The sequence below is a fragment of the Ammoniphilus oxalaticus genome (assembly GCF_003609605.1).
Classification (GTDB): Bacteria; Bacillota; Bacilli; order Aneurinibacillales; family RAOX-1; genus Ammoniphilus; species Ammoniphilus oxalaticus.
The window spans coordinates 410,397-426,044 of record NZ_MCHY01000008.1 but is presented as its reverse complement, the minus strand read 5'-3'; the positions used below and the strand labels follow the sequence as shown (position 1 = coordinate 426,044).

At 46.1% G+C, this 15,648-nt stretch carries 13 protein-coding genes; all 13 read right to left on the bottom strand.

Going from position 1 to position 15,648, the window contains the following annotated elements:
* Window positions 1–65: 65 nt before the first annotated feature.
* The 13 genes from pknB to BEP19_RS08320 all read right to left on the bottom strand — a co-directional run bounded on the left by pknB (window position 66) and on the right by BEP19_RS08320 (window position 15,531).
* Window positions 66–2,009, bottom strand: a complete 1,944-nt coding sequence (pknB, locus tag BEP19_RS08380) for a Stk1 family PASTA domain-containing Ser/Thr kinase (RefSeq protein WP_120189409.1) — start codon at window positions 2,007–2,009, stop codon at window positions 66–68.
* Window positions 2,006–2,776 carry a Stp1/IreP family PP2C-type Ser/Thr phosphatase gene (locus BEP19_RS08375; RefSeq protein ID WP_120189408.1) on the bottom strand — a complete coding sequence of 257 codons (771 nt, stop codon included), beginning with the start codon at window positions 2,774–2,776 and terminating at the stop codon, window positions 2,006–2,008. The genes pknB and BEP19_RS08375 overlap by 4 nt, the downstream gene beginning before the upstream one ends.
* A gap of 15 nt (window positions 2,777–2,791) precedes the next feature.
* Window positions 2,792–3,886 carry a dual-specificity RNA methyltransferase RlmN gene (gene rlmN, locus BEP19_RS08370; RefSeq protein ID WP_120189407.1) on the bottom strand — a complete coding sequence of 365 codons (1,095 nt, stop codon included), beginning with the start codon at window positions 3,884–3,886 and terminating at the stop codon, window positions 2,792–2,794.
* A gap of 100 nt (window positions 3,887–3,986) precedes the next feature.
* Window positions 3,987–5,360 carry a 16S rRNA (cytosine(967)-C(5))-methyltransferase RsmB gene (gene rsmB, locus BEP19_RS08365; RefSeq protein WP_120189406.1) on the bottom strand — a complete coding sequence of 458 codons (1,374 nt, stop codon included), beginning with the start codon at window positions 5,358–5,360 and terminating at the stop codon, window positions 3,987–3,989.
* Between the two features lie 17 nt (window positions 5,361–5,377).
* Window positions 5,378–6,319, bottom strand: coding sequence for a methionyl-tRNA formyltransferase (fmt, locus tag BEP19_RS08360; RefSeq protein ID WP_120189405.1), 942 nt, complete (start codon window positions 6,317–6,319; stop codon window positions 5,378–5,380).
* A 161-nt stretch (window positions 6,320–6,480) separates the two neighbouring features.
* Entirely contained in the window at window positions 6,481–6,951 is a 471-nt protein-coding gene (def, locus tag BEP19_RS08355) for a peptide deformylase (protein WP_120189404.1), read from the bottom strand.
* 40 nt (window positions 6,952–6,991) lie between these two features.
* Window positions 6,992–9,421: a primosomal protein N' gene (gene priA, locus BEP19_RS08350; RefSeq protein WP_120189403.1), complete on the bottom strand. Its 2,430-nt coding sequence runs from the start codon at window positions 9,419–9,421 to the stop codon at window positions 6,992–6,994.
* Window positions 9,406–10,626 (bottom strand): bifunctional phosphopantothenoylcysteine decarboxylase/phosphopantothenate--cysteine ligase CoaBC, encoded by a 1,221-nt coding sequence (gene coaBC / locus BEP19_RS08345; RefSeq protein ID WP_120189402.1) that lies wholly within the window; start codon window positions 10,624–10,626, stop codon window positions 9,406–9,408. The genes priA and coaBC overlap by 16 nt, the downstream gene beginning before the upstream one ends.
* 74 nt (window positions 10,627–10,700) lie before the next feature.
* A complete protein-coding gene (rpoZ, locus tag BEP19_RS08340; protein WP_425452742.1) occupies window positions 10,701–10,919 on the bottom strand; it encodes a DNA-directed RNA polymerase subunit omega in 219 nt (72 codons plus the stop codon).
* Entirely contained in the window at window positions 10,919–11,548 is a 630-nt protein-coding gene (gmk, locus tag BEP19_RS08335) for a guanylate kinase (RefSeq protein WP_120189400.1), read from the bottom strand. The genes rpoZ and gmk overlap by 1 nt, the downstream gene beginning before the upstream one ends.
* Window positions 11,541–11,801, bottom strand: a complete 261-nt coding sequence (gene remA / locus BEP19_RS08330) for an extracellular matrix/biofilm regulator RemA (protein WP_120189399.1) — start codon at window positions 11,799–11,801, stop codon at window positions 11,541–11,543. The genes gmk and remA overlap by 8 nt, the downstream gene beginning before the upstream one ends.
* An 11-nt stretch (window positions 11,802–11,812) precedes the next feature.
* Window positions 11,813–12,697, bottom strand: coding sequence for a YicC/YloC family endoribonuclease (locus BEP19_RS08325; RefSeq protein WP_120189398.1), 885 nt, complete (start codon window positions 12,695–12,697; stop codon window positions 11,813–11,815).
* Between the two features lie 98 nt (window positions 12,698–12,795).
* Window positions 12,796–15,531 (bottom strand): calcium-translocating P-type ATPase, SERCA-type, encoded by a 2,736-nt coding sequence (locus tag BEP19_RS08320; protein WP_120189397.1) that lies wholly within the window; start codon window positions 15,529–15,531, stop codon window positions 12,796–12,798.
* Window positions 15,532–15,648 lie beyond the last annotated feature (117 nt).

The window sequence follows — 15,648 nt, the reverse complement described above, 5'->3', positions numbered from 1 at the left end:
AAAAACTAATGAAGTTTTTATACATTCTTATAAATTTAAGATAACTGTCCTATCGCTCCCCTTAATTAAGAAACATCTTCATAAGGAACTGGCCTTCTCTCAATAAACTCGCCATTTTTATAGATCATGATCGTCCCGTCTTGCGTCGGGGATACAACGACCTCTACATCAAACGTATCGGACTGCTGAATCGTTTTTTTAATTAGCTCTCGGTTTTTTCCGCGGGCATCCGTCACAACGATCCGAATATCCGTCGGTTCATCATCGACAAGCACGAGCACGGGTTCTGTCACTGTTTTGGCTTCAGAAGGATAACCGCTGCTCACGCCCAGTTCTATTTCCGTTCCTGGTGATGCTTGAGAGCCGGGCTGAAAAGGATATTGCCGAAATACGGTCCCTTTCTCCATGTAACTCGGTTCTTCCTTGATCTTCCCTCTTTTTAGCCCGTTTTCACGCAATAAATTTTCCGCTTCCCTCACCTTCAAGCCAATCAGCGTTGGCATTCTCACGGTTTCCTTACCGCGACTAACCGTAATAATAATATCTGTTCCTGAAGGAAGAAACATCTCTCCTTCTGGCGGTTGTTGCGCCATAATAATTCCCGCCGCATACTCATCGCTCGATTTTCGTTCAATCGTTGGGTTGTATCTTCCTAGTAGTTCCTCAATTAATTCTTCAGACTCCGCAATCATCTTTGGCATCATAACCTCTTTTTCGCCTTGGCTAACAATTAGAATCACTTCGCTGTTTTTCTTGACTCTCATGTCCGCAGGCGGGGACTGACGTATGACCTCGTTTTCAGGGATCTCATCACTTGGTCGGGTGTGCACAACCGGTTTCAGTCCCTTAGCTATTAGCTCGTTTTGCGCTTCCTCTAAAGGCATCCCTTCCACTGACGGCATCACTAGCTCCGGCACGTAAATCATGCCAATTAAAAGATTGAAACTGTAAATTAGCGCAATAATTAATAAAGTAATAAAACCAGTCCAACTAGCGGGTTTGACCCATTTCGGTCTTTGCTTTGTCGAAATGCTAGAATCGCCATCCTCGACAACCTGTTCTTCCTGCTCCGCCTCGTCTTCTTTCATCGACATTTCATGCTCTCTTAGCATGGCTGGCGTTATCGCGGGAACCATCCGCGTCGCTTCTTCATCGTCATGTTCGACAACGAATTTCGGTTCGTTCAGCCGCTCTAGATTAAGACATGTTTTTAGATCTAGTTGCATCTCTCGAGCGGATTGGTAGCGATACAACGGGTCTTTCACGAGCGCGCGCAAGACGACATTTTCTAAACTTTGCGGCAAAGATGGGTTGATCTCGCGCGGCGCAATAATTTCTTCTTGCAAATGTTTCAGAGCAACACTGATCGGCGAATCTCCTGAAAAAGGAACACTGCCCGTGATCATTTCATACAAGACAATCCCAAGCGAATAGATGTCCGATTTTTCTCCGCTTATCCCGCCGCGGGCTTGTTCCGGTGAAAAGTAGTGAACAGAACCGATTACCGAACCTGTATGGGTAATCGTAGCGGAGCTGACTGCGCGGGCAATTCCAAAATCGGTTACTTTCACCCGTCCGTTTTTCCCCATTAAAATGTTATGCGGTTTAATATCACGATGAATAATATGGTTATGGTGGGCATGCTCCAACGCGTCGCAGATTTGCATCGCGATCTCCACCGCTTGTTCAACGGGAAGCGCGCCTTGATCAATAATCAGTTCTTTTAAAGTTTGTCCTTCAACATATTCCATGACGATATATTGAATATCGTCTTCCACTCCTACATCATAAACATTAACGACATTCGCATGAGAAAGACTTGCGGCTGCTTGCGCTTCACGGCGAAAGCGTGTGATGAAATCATCATCATGGCCAAATTGAGAACGCAAAATTTTTAAAGCAACTGTCCGATTTAACAAGTTATCATGAGCTTTATAAACGACGGCCATTCCACCGCCGCCAACACGCTGCTTCACTTCGTAGCGACCGCCCAGTCGTCTTCCAATCATTCAGACACCCCATTTCGCTCCTGTGACGCTTTGGAGTTTGCAATTACGATCGCCGTCGCATTGTCTTCCCCGCCAGCTTGTAAAGCGAGATGGATTAGGTGTTCTACTGCGGAATCAGGAGTGGTTGATTGTTGAATCGTCTGCAGCATGGCTTGCGGCGGAACTTTATTGGATAGTCCGTCAGAACATAGCAACAATTTGTCCTCTGGATCCCAAGCCAAAGCTTTTAATTCTACATCGACACTTCGATCAGTGCCTAACGCTTTAACGAGCACATTGCGCTGTGGGTGATGAATGGCCTCTTCTCTCGTAATTTGACCATTTTTTAAAAGTTCATTGACAAGTGAATGATCTTCTGTCAATTGCTTAATCTCTTCGCCCGCGATTCGATAAATGCGACTATCCCCAATATGCCCGATGACAAGCCACTCTGGATTAAGCAAGGATACAACGACCGTTGTCCCCATCCCGTGACAATCGTCATTACTGTTCGCATATTCAAAAATAGCGTCGTTAGCCTTAAGGATCGCTCGATCCAACAGATCGATTCCAGCTTCGGGAGTCAGTGAACTTGTCAGTTCTGTTCCCTGCAGCTCCATTTTAATAATATCGACCGCCATCAGACTAGCGACATCGCCAGCCTTATGACCACCCATCCCATCGGCGACGATTGCCATCAAATGACCTTCCGACAGATGCACAACCGCTCCCGTGTCCTCATTCAAGGCTCTTACACAGCCGATATGTGTTTTGTAGGCTGCATCCATTCCCGTTTCACCTCATCACTTAGAAACTTTCTCTTTCTTGCCCTCTTTTGTTAATTTTTGATCCTTTTGCGCATGTTGGGCTCGCAATTGACCGCAGGCCGCGGCGATATCACTGCCGTGTTCGCGACGGATCGTAGCGTTAATTCCTTTATTCTGCAACGTCTTTAAAAAGGCAAAAATATCATCTCGCGATGTTCGCGTATACTCTCGTTCTGGGACATAGTTCACAGGAATGAGATTGACATGACAGTTCAGATCGCCAATCAATTCCGCTAATTCTTCCGCATGAGCGGGCTTGTCGTTAACCCCGCCAAATAATCCATACTCAAAGGTGATGCGGCGGCCTGTTTTGTCTACATAATAACGACACGCTTTCATCAATTCTATTAACGGGAAACCGCGATTAATTGGCATCAGGCGCGAGCGGATCTCATTGTTTGGGGCATGCAACGAAACCGCTAAGTTAAATTGATTCATATCATCCGCCCACGCGTAAATCTTCGGAACGATTCCGCTCGTTGATACCGTGATATGGCGCTGACCGATATTAAGTCCCCGTTCGTGATTTATCACATATAGGAAATCAAGCAACGCTGTAAAATTTTCAAACGGCTCGCCAATCCCCATGACGACGACGTGGCTTGCTCGTTGTTCTTGCTGATCTAGCATCTTTTGAGCCATTAACACTTGCGAGACGATTTCTCCCGCTGTCAGATCACGCTTTAGGCCGCCGATTGTCGAGGCGCAAAAGGTGCACCCGATTCTACAACCGACTTGAGTCGTCACACAAACACTGTTGCCGTAATTGTGTCGCATGATCACCGTTTCAATCGCGTGACCGTCATGCAAAGAGAATAGGAACTTAATCGTTCCGTCCGCTGACTCTTGGTGTGTAATTTCACGCAATCCCGCCAACGTAAAATGATCTTGCAACAAATCTCTCAACGACTTCGATAAGTTTGTCATCTGCTCGAATTGATCAACCCTTTTTACATATAACCAATCAAAGATTTGTCCGGCCCGAAACTTTTTTTCACCCTTACTCTCCAGCCATTGTTGCAGAGCCTCAAATCTCATATCATAAATCAACGGTTTCAAATCTATCACCATTTCTTTCTCTTTTAATTGTATTGTAACCGTTCATGCGATGATTCAAATCCCTATTTTACCACATGATTTCGGAAAAAAACAAAGTCCACAGACCTTGTTTTTACACTCGCTTCCGCAAACGGGAAATAAAGAATCCATCGCTGCTAAAATAATGAGGCAAAATCTGAATATACGCTCCCGATTGGTGAAAGCGCTCACGAAGAAGCGGCGGCATATCGTCAACTAGGCTAGGATCTAATTCAAATTCGGTATGGCTATCCAAAAAACGATGAATCAACCGCCCATTTTCTTCAGGATCAACGGTGCACGTACTGTAAACGAGCTTGCCTCCAGGTTTTAAACAGCGGACAGCCTGCTCTAACAACTCCATTTGCATTGCGGCGATCGCCGTAATATCCTCGACTTGTTTTTGCCATTTCAAATCAGGTTTACGTCGAATCACACCAAATCCAGAACACGGCGCGTCGACTAAAATTCGATCAAATTGAGCCTGCTGAAAGCTTTCTGGTAATGCCCGAGCATCCGCCTCCATTGTGTCAACAATGGTTATCCCAAGCCGTTCGACCGTCTCATCGATCAACTGCAGCTTGTGAGGGTGAATGTCTAAAGCCAGAATCGAACCTCGGTTGCCCATTCGTTCCGCTAAATGCGCTGTTTTCCCGCCCGGCGCAGCGCAAGTATCTAACACCGCCATTTCGGGTTGGACATCCATCGCCTGCCCAACTAACATCGAGCTTTCATCCTGGATGGCGCAAAGTCCTTCGTTAAACAGGGGCGAATTTGCGATATTTCCCGCATGGGAAACGAGCAAACCGACATCTGACAAGAGTGATTCTTCAATCACCGCGTCTGGAATTTCTTGTTGAAGACGCGCTATAAATGCTTGCTTAGAAATGCGCAATGTATTGACGCGAACACTAAGCGTCGGCGGTAAATTATTCGTTTTACACATCGCAATCGTTTCTTTTTCACCAAACGCCGAAAGCCATCTTTTCACTAACCATTCAGGATGAGAATGTTCGAGCGCAATTTTTTTGAATTTTGGCCATTGTGTTGGCGGATTTAATTGTTCTTTTTCGCGCAGGTAATTTCTTAACACACCATTCACTAAACTGACTGTTCCTTTATGACCATGTTTTTTCGCTTCTTCAACCGCTTCATGTACGATCGCTCGATCAGGGATCCGATCTAAATAATGGAGTTGATAGAGCGCCAGACGCAGTAAATTTCGCAACCATGGTTCCAAGCGATGGGTTGGTTTCTTCACAAATTGAGTCGCGATCCAGTCAAGTGTATTCAGTCTGGACAATGTCCCATAGACAAGTTCAGTTGCAAGCCCGGCTTCTCTACGCGTTAAATTTGCTTTGTTCAAGGCAGCATTCAATTCTAAATTACTAAACGCGTCCTTGCGTTCAATTTCCGTCAATACATCGAGCGCAAGCGAACGCGCAGACTGTGTTCCTTGTTCAATCATCACGCAACCCCCCTTTCTTAGTCTAGCTTCATCCCCGGTTCAAGGCTTTGCCCAACACCTCTTACAAAATCGGATACGCTCATTTTTTTCCTGCCAGAAGGGTGCACTTCCAACAAACGCAATAAACCCGCGCCGCAAGCCACATCAATTCCTTCGTCTGCTACGTTTACGATCGTCCCCGGCTCGTCACCTTGACGCTGTGGATCGACCACTTTTGCCCGCCAAATCTTCAACACTTTCCCTTCTAACTTAGCATAAGCTACCGGCCATGGATTTAATCCCCGTATCTGATCATAGATTTCTTGCGCGGAACGAGTCCAATCTATTTTTTCATCTTCTCTTTGAATGTTCCATGCGTACGTTACTTCGGATTCCTCCTGTGGCCTTGGTTCAATCATCCCTTCAATCAACAAGGGAATAGTCTCAAGAAGTAGCTGTGAACCCGCTCTTGCTAATTTATCATGCAATAGGCCTACTGTATCGTCCGCTTCAATCGAAACTTTCACTTGAGTCAAAATATCACCCGCATCCAGTTTTTCAACCATATACATAATTGTAACGCCAGTTTCATCATTTCCATCAATGATTGCTTGATGGATAGGAGCGCCGCCACGATATCGCGGCAATAAAGAAGCGTGGACATTAATACATCCGTATGTAGGGAGGTCAATCAGCCTTTTTGGGAGGATTTGGCCGTATGCAGCCGTAATAATCAGATCGGGCTGAAGGGAACAAATATGATCGACAGCCGCCTCATCTTGCAACTGCTCCGGTTGAAACACGCGCAAGCCGTGTTGAAGGGCAGCCTCCTTTACCGGGGGAGGGGTCAACTCTCTTCTTCTTCCTTTGGGGCGATCGGGTTGGGTTACTACTGCGATCACATTATAATTCTCCGCTACTATTTTTTCTAAACACGGAACGGCAAAGTCAGGCGTTCCCATAAAAATAACATTCATCATGCCAACTCCTTTGATTCTATTCATCCATTAGGCTTCAGCTCTGGAGTCTTTTAAAAAAGGCTGACAGCAAACGAAAACGCAAGACCCGCATCCTTCATTCAACCCGAACGTTGATCATTATGCTAGGTTCGTTTCGTATTGTGTCAGCCATCTTACGTCAATTAATCAGCATCTTCTGGGTCTTTTTCATATACTTTTTCAGCTAAATCGATAAACAACACTCCGTTTAAATGATCGATTTCATGCTGGATACAACGAGCCAAGAGGTCCTCTCCAACGACTTCGATTGGGTTTCCGTGTCGGTCAAGCCCACGCGCTTTCACTTTGAGGGCTCGCCGTACGTCCCCTAGTAAGCCAGGAATACTCAAGCAACCTTCTGGACCGACTTCCTCTCCATCTCGTTCAACAATTTCTGGATTAATCATTTCAATGATACCGTCCCCGCAATCCATCACGATGACGCGCTTTAAAATGCCCACTTGCGGAGCGGCCAAACCGACGCCATGCGCTTCGTACATCGTTTCAGCCATGTCGTCCAACAACCTGTGCAGATTGGCGTTAAACCTTTTGACCTGTACACACTTCTGTCTTAAAACTGGATCTGGATGCTTGACTATCACTCTAGTTCCCATCATATCCTCCTTTTTGGCGCTCTATCCAACTCGCGCTTTATTACATCAACATATGCGGATCGACATCAATGGTAAGACCAATGTCTTCATTTCTATTCGCATAAATGAATGAATCTGACAGCAATTTAATCTGAGACAAAATGTCCGCTTCATCTCTATATTTTATCATGCATTGAAATCGATATCTATCTTTGATCCGAGGAATTGGCGATGCGACAGGGCCAAGCAAATAAACACTTGAAGGTAACTTCCTTTTTAACTGTTTGACCCATTCATCCGCTTTCTTTACAACCAGTGGAACATCAGGCGAAGAAAAGGTGAACAAGACCAAACGGTAAAAAGGCGGATAATTTTGTTCGTAACGGTGTTTCATCTCCATCGCGAAAAACTTCTCAAAGTCATGGTTTTTGGCCAGTTGAATACTATAATGGTCGGGATTGTACGACTGAATAATCACTTCGCCTGGTAGCTCATGTCGACCTGCTCTTCCCCCCACTTGGGTAAGCAATTGGAACGTTCTTTCCGCGGCTCGAAAATCTGGCATGCCTAAAATCGTGTCAGCGGCGATCACCCCAACGAGCGTTACTTTTGGAAAGTCGAGACCTTTAGCGATCATCTGCGTGCCTAACAACACTTCCCCTTTTCCTTCCCTAAACTGCGTCAACCATTTTTCATGCGAGCCTTTGCGACCTGTCGTATCCACATCCATCCGAATCACACGAATCCCTGGAAAATGTCGACTTAATTCTTCTTCAACTTTTTGCGTTCCCGTTCCAAAATAACGAATATGTTTACTTCCGCAGTCTGGACATTCTGAGGCATCTCGCTCCGTATGACCGCAATAATGACAACGGACGGTCTGGTTGGAGCGATGGTATGTTAGTGAGATATCACAATGTGGACATTGCAAGGAGTGTCCGCAAGAACGACACATCACGAAAGTGGAGAAACCGCGGCGATTTAAAAAGAGAACCATCTGCTCCCCCCGGCTTAGTCTCGTTTCAATCCCTTGAGCTAACAACCGACTGAACATCGAACGATTCCCTTGTTTGAGTTCATCCCTCATGTCGACAACGGATACGCTTGGCATCGGTCTTCGGTTGACCCGATACGGCATCTCCAACAGCCCTGTTTCCGTTTTTGTCGCTTCATAATACGATTCCAAGGCAGGTGTGGCGCTGCCAAACACAGTTACCGCGCCATGTAGTTCCGCTCTTTTTTTAGCGACTTCTCTGGCATGATAGCGCGGATTCTCTTCTTGCTTATAGGATCCCTCATGTTCTTCATCAATAATAATTAAACCTAGCTTTGTGAACGGAGCAAAAATCGCTGAGCGAGCGCCTACCGCCACGTTCACTTTTCCTTCTCGGATCATTCTCCACTCATCATACCGCTCACCGCGTGATAGACCGCTATGTAAGACGGCTACTTGATCGCCAAACTTTGCTTTAAATCGATTAACCATCTGCGGGGTCAACGAGATTTCAGGCACTAACACAATCGCTTGACGATCCATTTGGAGACAATGTTCAATTGTTTCCAAGTAAACTTCTGTTTTCCCGCTGCCTGTCACCCCACGCAATAAATAGGAAAATGGTTGTGGCCGATTAAGAGCAAAGACGATTTCGTCGATCACTTCCCTTTGTTCAGGTGTGAACACAACTTTCGCTTCTTGTTCAAACGCGCGTCCCGCATACGGATCTCTTCGTTCCTCGACTTCTTCCATTTTAAGCAGCCCTTTGGAAACGAGCGCTTGAGCGGAAGATTGACTTGCCGATAATTGGGCTAGTAAATCGCGTAAGGCGATTGGATGTTGTAGATCTAGCATAAACTGTAAAATTTCACGCTGTTTCGACGCCTGTTTCGGCAACGCTTCAGCTGCTTGCTGAAGCGTTTGATCCGATTCAGCTTTAATCACATACAACAATGTTTTTCGCGTCACTTTGTCTTTGACAACCTGTTCAGCCTGAAGCCAACCTTCCCGTAACGCTTTTAGCAGAAAAGATTTTTCTCCTGGGAAATTCTTTAATAGCTGGTCGTAATCGATCGGCTGCTTTTCCTCGATAAAGCGCATCAACTGCCGTTCTTGCGGTATAAGCAAGGTGATCTGTTTCCCATCCTCTGTCAGCGACAGACTCTTCTTGTAACTTGAACGAAGGGCAGCCGGCAACATCGCTTGAAAGGAGACGTAACGGCGACATAGATAGCGCTCACTCATCCATTCTCCTAATTCGATCAGTTCAGGTGTTAAAGGTGGGACAACATCGAGAACATCTTCAAGGTCACGCGCCTTTTTCACACTTGTTGTTTCTGACAAACCAACCACATACCCTTGGATTTTACGATTGCCGAAAGGCGCGGAAACGCGACTTCCAATCGTCAGATGCGGACGTAATTCAGACGGAATGTGGTAGTCGAATGGCTTGTCCGTCTCAACATGCGGCACATCAACGATTACTTGGGCATACACGTATTTTTCCCCTTCGAACGGGCGACGACTTCATCGAGAATCCGTTCCGCAACTTCGCGTTTGCTAAGTTGCGGAAGTGAAAAGACTAAACCCGCTTGATCATATAAACTAACAATATTTGTATCAGTCCCAAACCCTGCTCCTTCCATCGCCACGTTGTTAGCAACGATAAAATCAAGGTTTTTACTCATAATTTTTTCCATCGCGTACTCTTCCACTCGTTCCGTTTCCGCTGCGAATCCAATCAAAATCTGGTTTGCCTGTTTGTGTTCGCCTAGATGCTTTAAGATGTCTTTGGTGCGAGCAAATTCGATCACCAAATTGCCATCCTTTTTCTTCACCTTCTGGTCATGAACCTCGATAGGACGGTAATCGGATACTGCCGCCGATTTGATAATCACATCCGCTTCATCGGCATAACGGCAAACGGTTTGATACATATCCTCAGCAGATTCAACCACGCGCGTCTGTACACCGCTCGGTTGCGCTATATGGGTAATCCCGCTCACTAAGATGACTTTAGCGCCTCTCGCTCTGGCGCCTTCAGCAATCGCGTAACCCATCTTCCCCGTCGATCGATTGGTTATGAACCGAATCGGATCAAATGCTTCTCGCGTCGCTCCCGCAGTAACCAACACGGTTTTACCATGAAGATCTTGTTTTTTCGTGAAAAATTGAACAACCTTATCCGCAATTACATCCGGTTCAGCCATCCTACCCTTGCCAACATAACCGCACGCAAGGAACCCTTCTGCAGGTTCAACAAACAAAACCCCTCGCTCCCGAAGGGTATCCATATTTTGCTGAACGGCTACATGCTCATACATATGTACATTCATCGCCGGACAAATCATCACCGGGGCGCGTGTCGCTAACAACATCGTCGTTAACATATCATCCGCAATCCCATGGGTTGCCTTCGCGATCACATTCGCCGTCGTCGGCGCGATGACGACGAGATCGGCGCGATCCGCTAAATCAATATGGGAAATAATGGTTGGGTCTTGCTCCACGAACATATCAACAATCACGTGTCGCCTAGAAAGCGCTTGAAAAGTGAGCGGTTGGATAAACTCGGCCGCGGATGCTGTTAAAATCACGTGGACTTCCGCCCCTTTTTGAACTAAAGCGCTGCATAACGCAGCCGCCTTATAGGCGGCGATTCCCCCAGTAACACCTAACACAATCGTTTTCCCATGCAGCATACACAATCCCCTCCTTTTTCTACGTTTCCATGGTTTAACCCGTTGTGACTAGAAACGAACGCAGGATCCGTTCATTATTCGTCCGTCGCTGATACCGGTTTTTCATATTTCAAATCATCTTCCATGATTTCGTTCAAGGCGATGCCTACAAATTTCTTTGATTCAGGCTCGTCCGCTTTTGCGTCCTTTTCTACTTCTCGTAGTCCGCGAGCTCGTTTAGCCGCTAGCGTAACGAGTGTATATTTGCTCTCTACTTTCTCGACAAGTTTATCAATCGACGGAAAAATCATCATTAAACCTCCTTAATCCATTTACGATATTTCGCTATTTGACGGTCTTTTTGCAAATGTTCTGCTGTAATAATGCTTTCGATTCGGGCGCAAGCGAGATCGACTTGGTCATTGACGACAACATAATTATAGTTGTCCATCAACTCAATCTCTTCTTTGGCAACCGCCATCCGACTATTAACGGTGTCTTCCGTTTCTGTGCCTCTGCCGACAATTCGACTACGCAATTCTTTTAGGTCAGGAGGAGCTAAGAAAATAAAAACTCCCTCTGGGAATTTTTGTTTGACTTGCAATGCCCCCTGCACTTCAATTTCCAAAATAACGTCTTTTCCAGTAGCTAATGTCTTTTTCACAAATTCCCGCGGCGTGCCGTAATAGTTCCCCACATATTCTGCCCATTCTAACAGCTGATCATTTTCGATCATCTTTAAAAAGTCTTCTTTTTGTTTAAAGAAATAATTTACGCCATCTTGTTCTCCCGCTCGGATCTGCCTTGTTGTCGCAGAAACGGAATAAACCAATTCAGGCATACGTTCCCTTAAAGCGGCGCACACGGTCCCTTTACCAACACCGGAAGGGCCTGATAGAACAACCAGCAGGCCCTGATCCAGTTCCGAAACTTGCTTATTCATCCGTGTCCTCCTCTTTGGTTGACAAACGTTGCGCGACCGTTTCAGGTTGGACAGCCGATAAAATGACATGATCACTATCGGTGATGATCACCGCTCTCGTCCTTCTTCCATATGTAGCATCAATTAACATCCCGCGATCTCTAGCTTCTTGTACGATTCGTTTAATCGGAGCCGATTCTGGGCTGACGATGGAGACGATTCGATTCGCGGAAACAATGTTACCAAACCCTATATTGATCAGTTTAATAGCCAACTCCGCACCCCCTACTCAATGTTTTGAACTTGTTCTCTCATCTTTTCCAATTCTGCTTTCAGTTCTACAACTTTCTGGCTAATCTGGAGATCATGCGCCTTCGACCCAATCGTATTGACTTCCCGATTCATTTCCTGAACAAGAAAATCTAATTTTCTCCCGACGGAATCAGTTGCTTCAAGCGCGGATAAAAATTGTTTGCAATGACTATGGAGACGGGTAATTTCTTCATCAACATCGGCCCTTTCCGCAAAACTGGCAACTTCTGTCAAGATCTTACCTTCATCCGCTTCCCATCTGCCCGCGAGCAACTCCTCCATACGGCGCCCTAAACGCTCTTGATAGGACGCTGCGACAAGCGGACCTCGTTCCTTTATATTATCCACAAACCGCATAACGAGGCGGATTCGTTTCGTAAGTTCCTCACGCAAATAGTTTCCTTCAGATTGTCTCATATGTAGGAATGACTGACAAGCGTAATCGACGGCTTCAATCAGCATTTTTTGGACCAATTCCGCCTCATCTTTTGACTCCTCCACAGAGATTACTTCTGGTAAGTTCATCATTTCAAGAGCAGTAAGCTGACACTCCGCCAACTGGTAACGTTCAACAAAAAGCTGATGAACGCGCGCGTATTCATCCGCTAACGTCCAATCGACTGAAACTTGATTTCCTCGCGAAACTGTTGTCTCAAAACTGACGAATAAATCCACCTTGCCCCGCTTCACATAACGCCCGACTTGTTTCTTAACTAGTTCTTCCATCGCAGTCCAGTCTCGCGGCATCCGCGCGGAAATATCTAAGAAACGGTGGTTCACACTCCTCATTTCAACCATTAGCCGCGCCTCATCTGTTTCAACGACAGCTTGTCCATAACCAGTCATACTCTTTATCATTAGCTCACCGACCTATTTTTAAAGTATCATATATGTCTCCACGTAATTTAGTTAAAAGATGAGCAACGGCGCTTACGCCGTTGCTCAATTTTTCATCATTATATTTTTTTCGCTTGCTTGCCCCATGCGTCGATCATTAAACGAGCCGTTCCAAACACAATTGTCGGCACTGCCGCCAAGCTAAGTAAGGTAATCCACTCCGCTGAGTTTAGAGGGACTGTTTTAAAAATCGGTTGCAGTGGTTCTAGATAAATAACGCCGACTAACAAAATCGTTGAAACGATCACGGCAACCACTAAGTACATATTTTGAAACGGATTGCGCCGAAAAACAGAGTGCTCACTGCGACAATCAAACACGTGGATCAATTGCGCCATGACGAGCGTCGAGAAAGCCATCGTTTGCGCTTTACGCAAGTTATCAGGATCAGCCTGCAGTGTCAGCCAAAATGCGGCTAACGTACACAACCCAATCAATGCGCCCCGACTAATAATTTTCCACCCTAATCCTCTTGCAAAGATACTTTCCTTACTCGGTCTCGGCGGTCTTCTCATCGTGTCACCTTCTGGTTGATCAACGCCAAGCGCCATGGCAGGCAGCCCGTCCGTCACCAAGTTCACCCACAAAATTTGAATCGGCACGAGCGGCAAAGGCATTCCCATCAACATCGCCAGCAACATCACCAAAATTTCTCCGACGTTGGACGCTAATAAATAACGAATAAATTTCCGCACGTTATCGTAGATGGTCCGACCTTCCTCAATCGCATCGCCAATCGTTTTAAAGTTATCATCCGCTAAAACAATCGAAGAGGCCTCTTTCGTGACGTCTGTTCCTGTAATTCCCATTGCAATTCCAATATTTGCGGCTTTAATCGCTGGCGCATCATTCACACCGTCGCCTGTCATCGCCACGATATGTCCCTTCGCTTGCAACGTTCGCACGATTCTTAGTTTGTGCTCCGGGGAAACTCGCGCATAAACGTAGATATCCTCTACTTTCCTCGCGAATTCTCCGTCGGACATATTATATAGATCCTGTCCATTTATTGTCAACCCGTCTTTTGGCAAGATTCCTAATTGGTTAGCAATCGCTTCAGCTGTCGTTTGATGGTCCCCCGTGATCATGACCGTCTTAATCCCAGCCTCCCGACAACGCTTAATCGCCTCTTTCGCTTCTTCTCGCGGAGGATCAATCATCCCGCACAGGCCGACAAATACTAGGTTGGATTCCGCCTGATTGTGGTCGTAGATGGAGTCGTTCGCAGGAACTTCACGGTAGGCAATCGCTAACACTCGCAATGCCTGCTCCGCCATCTTTTGATTGTTATCAAGCGCTTGTTGACGGAGTTCATCGGTTAGCGTAATTGTCTTGCCATTCCAAACGATTTGACTGCAACGAGACAACAACACATCCGGCGCTCCTTTGACAGCCACCATCCGTCTTCCTTGATGTTCAACCAAAACAGACATCATCTTTCGTTCAGAATCAAACGGAAATTCCTTTAATCGTGTCCAACCACGCACCGTTGCGGGTGTTTTTCCAGCCTTAGCGGCAACGACGAGCAAAGCGCCTTCCGTCGGATCGCCAACAACTTTCCATTCTTTTTTGGCAGCGGACAAGCGCGATTTCCGCTCACTCATCTCCTCATTCAATTGGGCATTATTACAGAGCACATTTAGTTCAAACAGTTTCTCGAGACCTTTCGAGCGATTCGGCTCTATTATCCTTCCGTCACAACTGAATTCCCCTTCGGGAACGTATCCACCGCCGCTCACCGCAATGCTTTTTCCCTCAAACCAAATCTCTCTCACCGTCATTTTGTTTTGCGTTAACGTTCCCGTCTTGTCCGAGCAAACAACCGAGGCGCATCCGAGCGTTTCTACAGATGGCAACTTGCGCACGATCGCCTTTTTTCTTATCATGCGTTGCACTCCAAGCGCTAAGGCAATCGTCACAATTGCGGGAAGCCCTTCTGGAATGGCCGCGACAGCCAAACTGACACCCGCTAAAAACATTTGATAAGGATTATGATCATGCATAATACCCGCAACAACAACCATCGCTGTCAGGACTAAAGCGACCGCGACTAAGATCTTGCCTAATTGTTCAAGTCTTCGTTGCAATGGAGTTTGCATCGATTCTGTCGTCTGGATTAGATCGGCAATTTTCCCCATTTCCGTTTTCATGCCTGTTCCAATCACGATACCTTGTCCGGTCCCTCCCGTTACAAGTGTGCCCATAAACGCCATGTTCCGTTGATCGCCAAGCGATACTTTCTGATCATGGATCGCCCGTTCCTCTTTTAAAACAGGAACAGATTCCCCAGTCAATGCCGATTCTTCGACGTATAAACCTTGGCTAGCGATAATTCTTACATCAGCTGGGATCCGATCTCCGCCTTCAAAATAAACGAGATCGCCTGGAGCAACATCTTTTGCTGGAATCTGGCTCAAGTTCCCATCACGGATCACGTGGGCAGATGGAGCTGTCAGTTCTTTCAATGCGTTCAATGATTTTTCAGCTCTAAATTCCTGTATAAAACCAAGAATCCCATTTATAACGATAATAGCAATAATTGTAATGGCATCCGTGTATTCACCAAGCAAACCAGAAATCAAGGTGGCCGCAAGCAAGACTAGCACCATGAAATCTTTGAACTGGTTCAACAAAATCATCCAGGAGGAAACTTTTTTCTTTTCCTGCAATATGTTTTCCCCAACTTGCTCTATACGTTTCCCTGCCTCTTTCCAAGTTAACCCCTTTTCGGGGTTCGTCTGCAACCGATCGATACATTCTTGCGCGCTTAGGTTGTACCACTGCTTATTGTCCACTACTATATCCTCCTCTCCCTCCCAACAGGATTTCCTTGATAAGATATTCAGACAAGCGTCAAAAAATGATTTATTTTCTCGTTTAGTTTATACTTTGAAAGTACGAATAGAAGCTTT

Bases quoted from the DNA above. Each gene is read 5' to 3' on its own strand.
- rlmN (WP_120189407.1), bottom strand. From the start codon at position 3,886: ATGGTGATAGATTTGAAACCGTTGATTTATGATATGAGATTTGAGGCT.
- rsmB (WP_120189406.1), bottom strand. From the start codon at position 5,360: ATGATTGAACAAGGAACACAGTCTGCGCGTTCGCTTGCGCTCGATGTA.
- fmt (WP_120189405.1), bottom strand. From the start codon at position 6,319: ATGATGAATGTTATTTTTATGGGAACGCCTGACTTTGCCGTTCCGTGT.
- coaBC (WP_120189402.1), bottom strand. From the start codon at position 10,626: ATGCTGCATGGGAAAACGATTGTGTTAGGTGTTACTGGGGGAATCGCC.
- pknB (WP_120189409.1), bottom strand. From the start codon at position 2,009: ATGATTGGAAGACGACTGGGCGGTCGCTACGAAGTGAAGCAGCGTGTT.
- BEP19_RS08325 (WP_120189398.1), bottom strand. From the start codon at position 12,697: ATGATAAAGAGTATGACTGGTTATGGACAAGCTGTCGTTGAAACAGAT.
- BEP19_RS08375 (WP_120189408.1), bottom strand. From the start codon at position 2,776: ATGGATGCAGCCTACAAAACACATATCGGCTGTGTAAGAGCCTTGAAT.
- rpoZ (WP_425452742.1), bottom strand. From the start codon at position 10,919: ATGATGATTTTTCCGTCGATTGATAAACTTGTCGAGAAAGTAGAGAGC.
- def (WP_120189404.1), bottom strand. From the start codon at position 6,951: ATGGGAACTAGAGTGATAGTCAAGCATCCAGATCCAGTTTTAAGACAG.
- gmk (WP_120189400.1), bottom strand. From the start codon at position 11,548: ATGAATAAGCAAGTTTCGGAACTGGATCAGGGCCTGCTGGTTGTTCTA.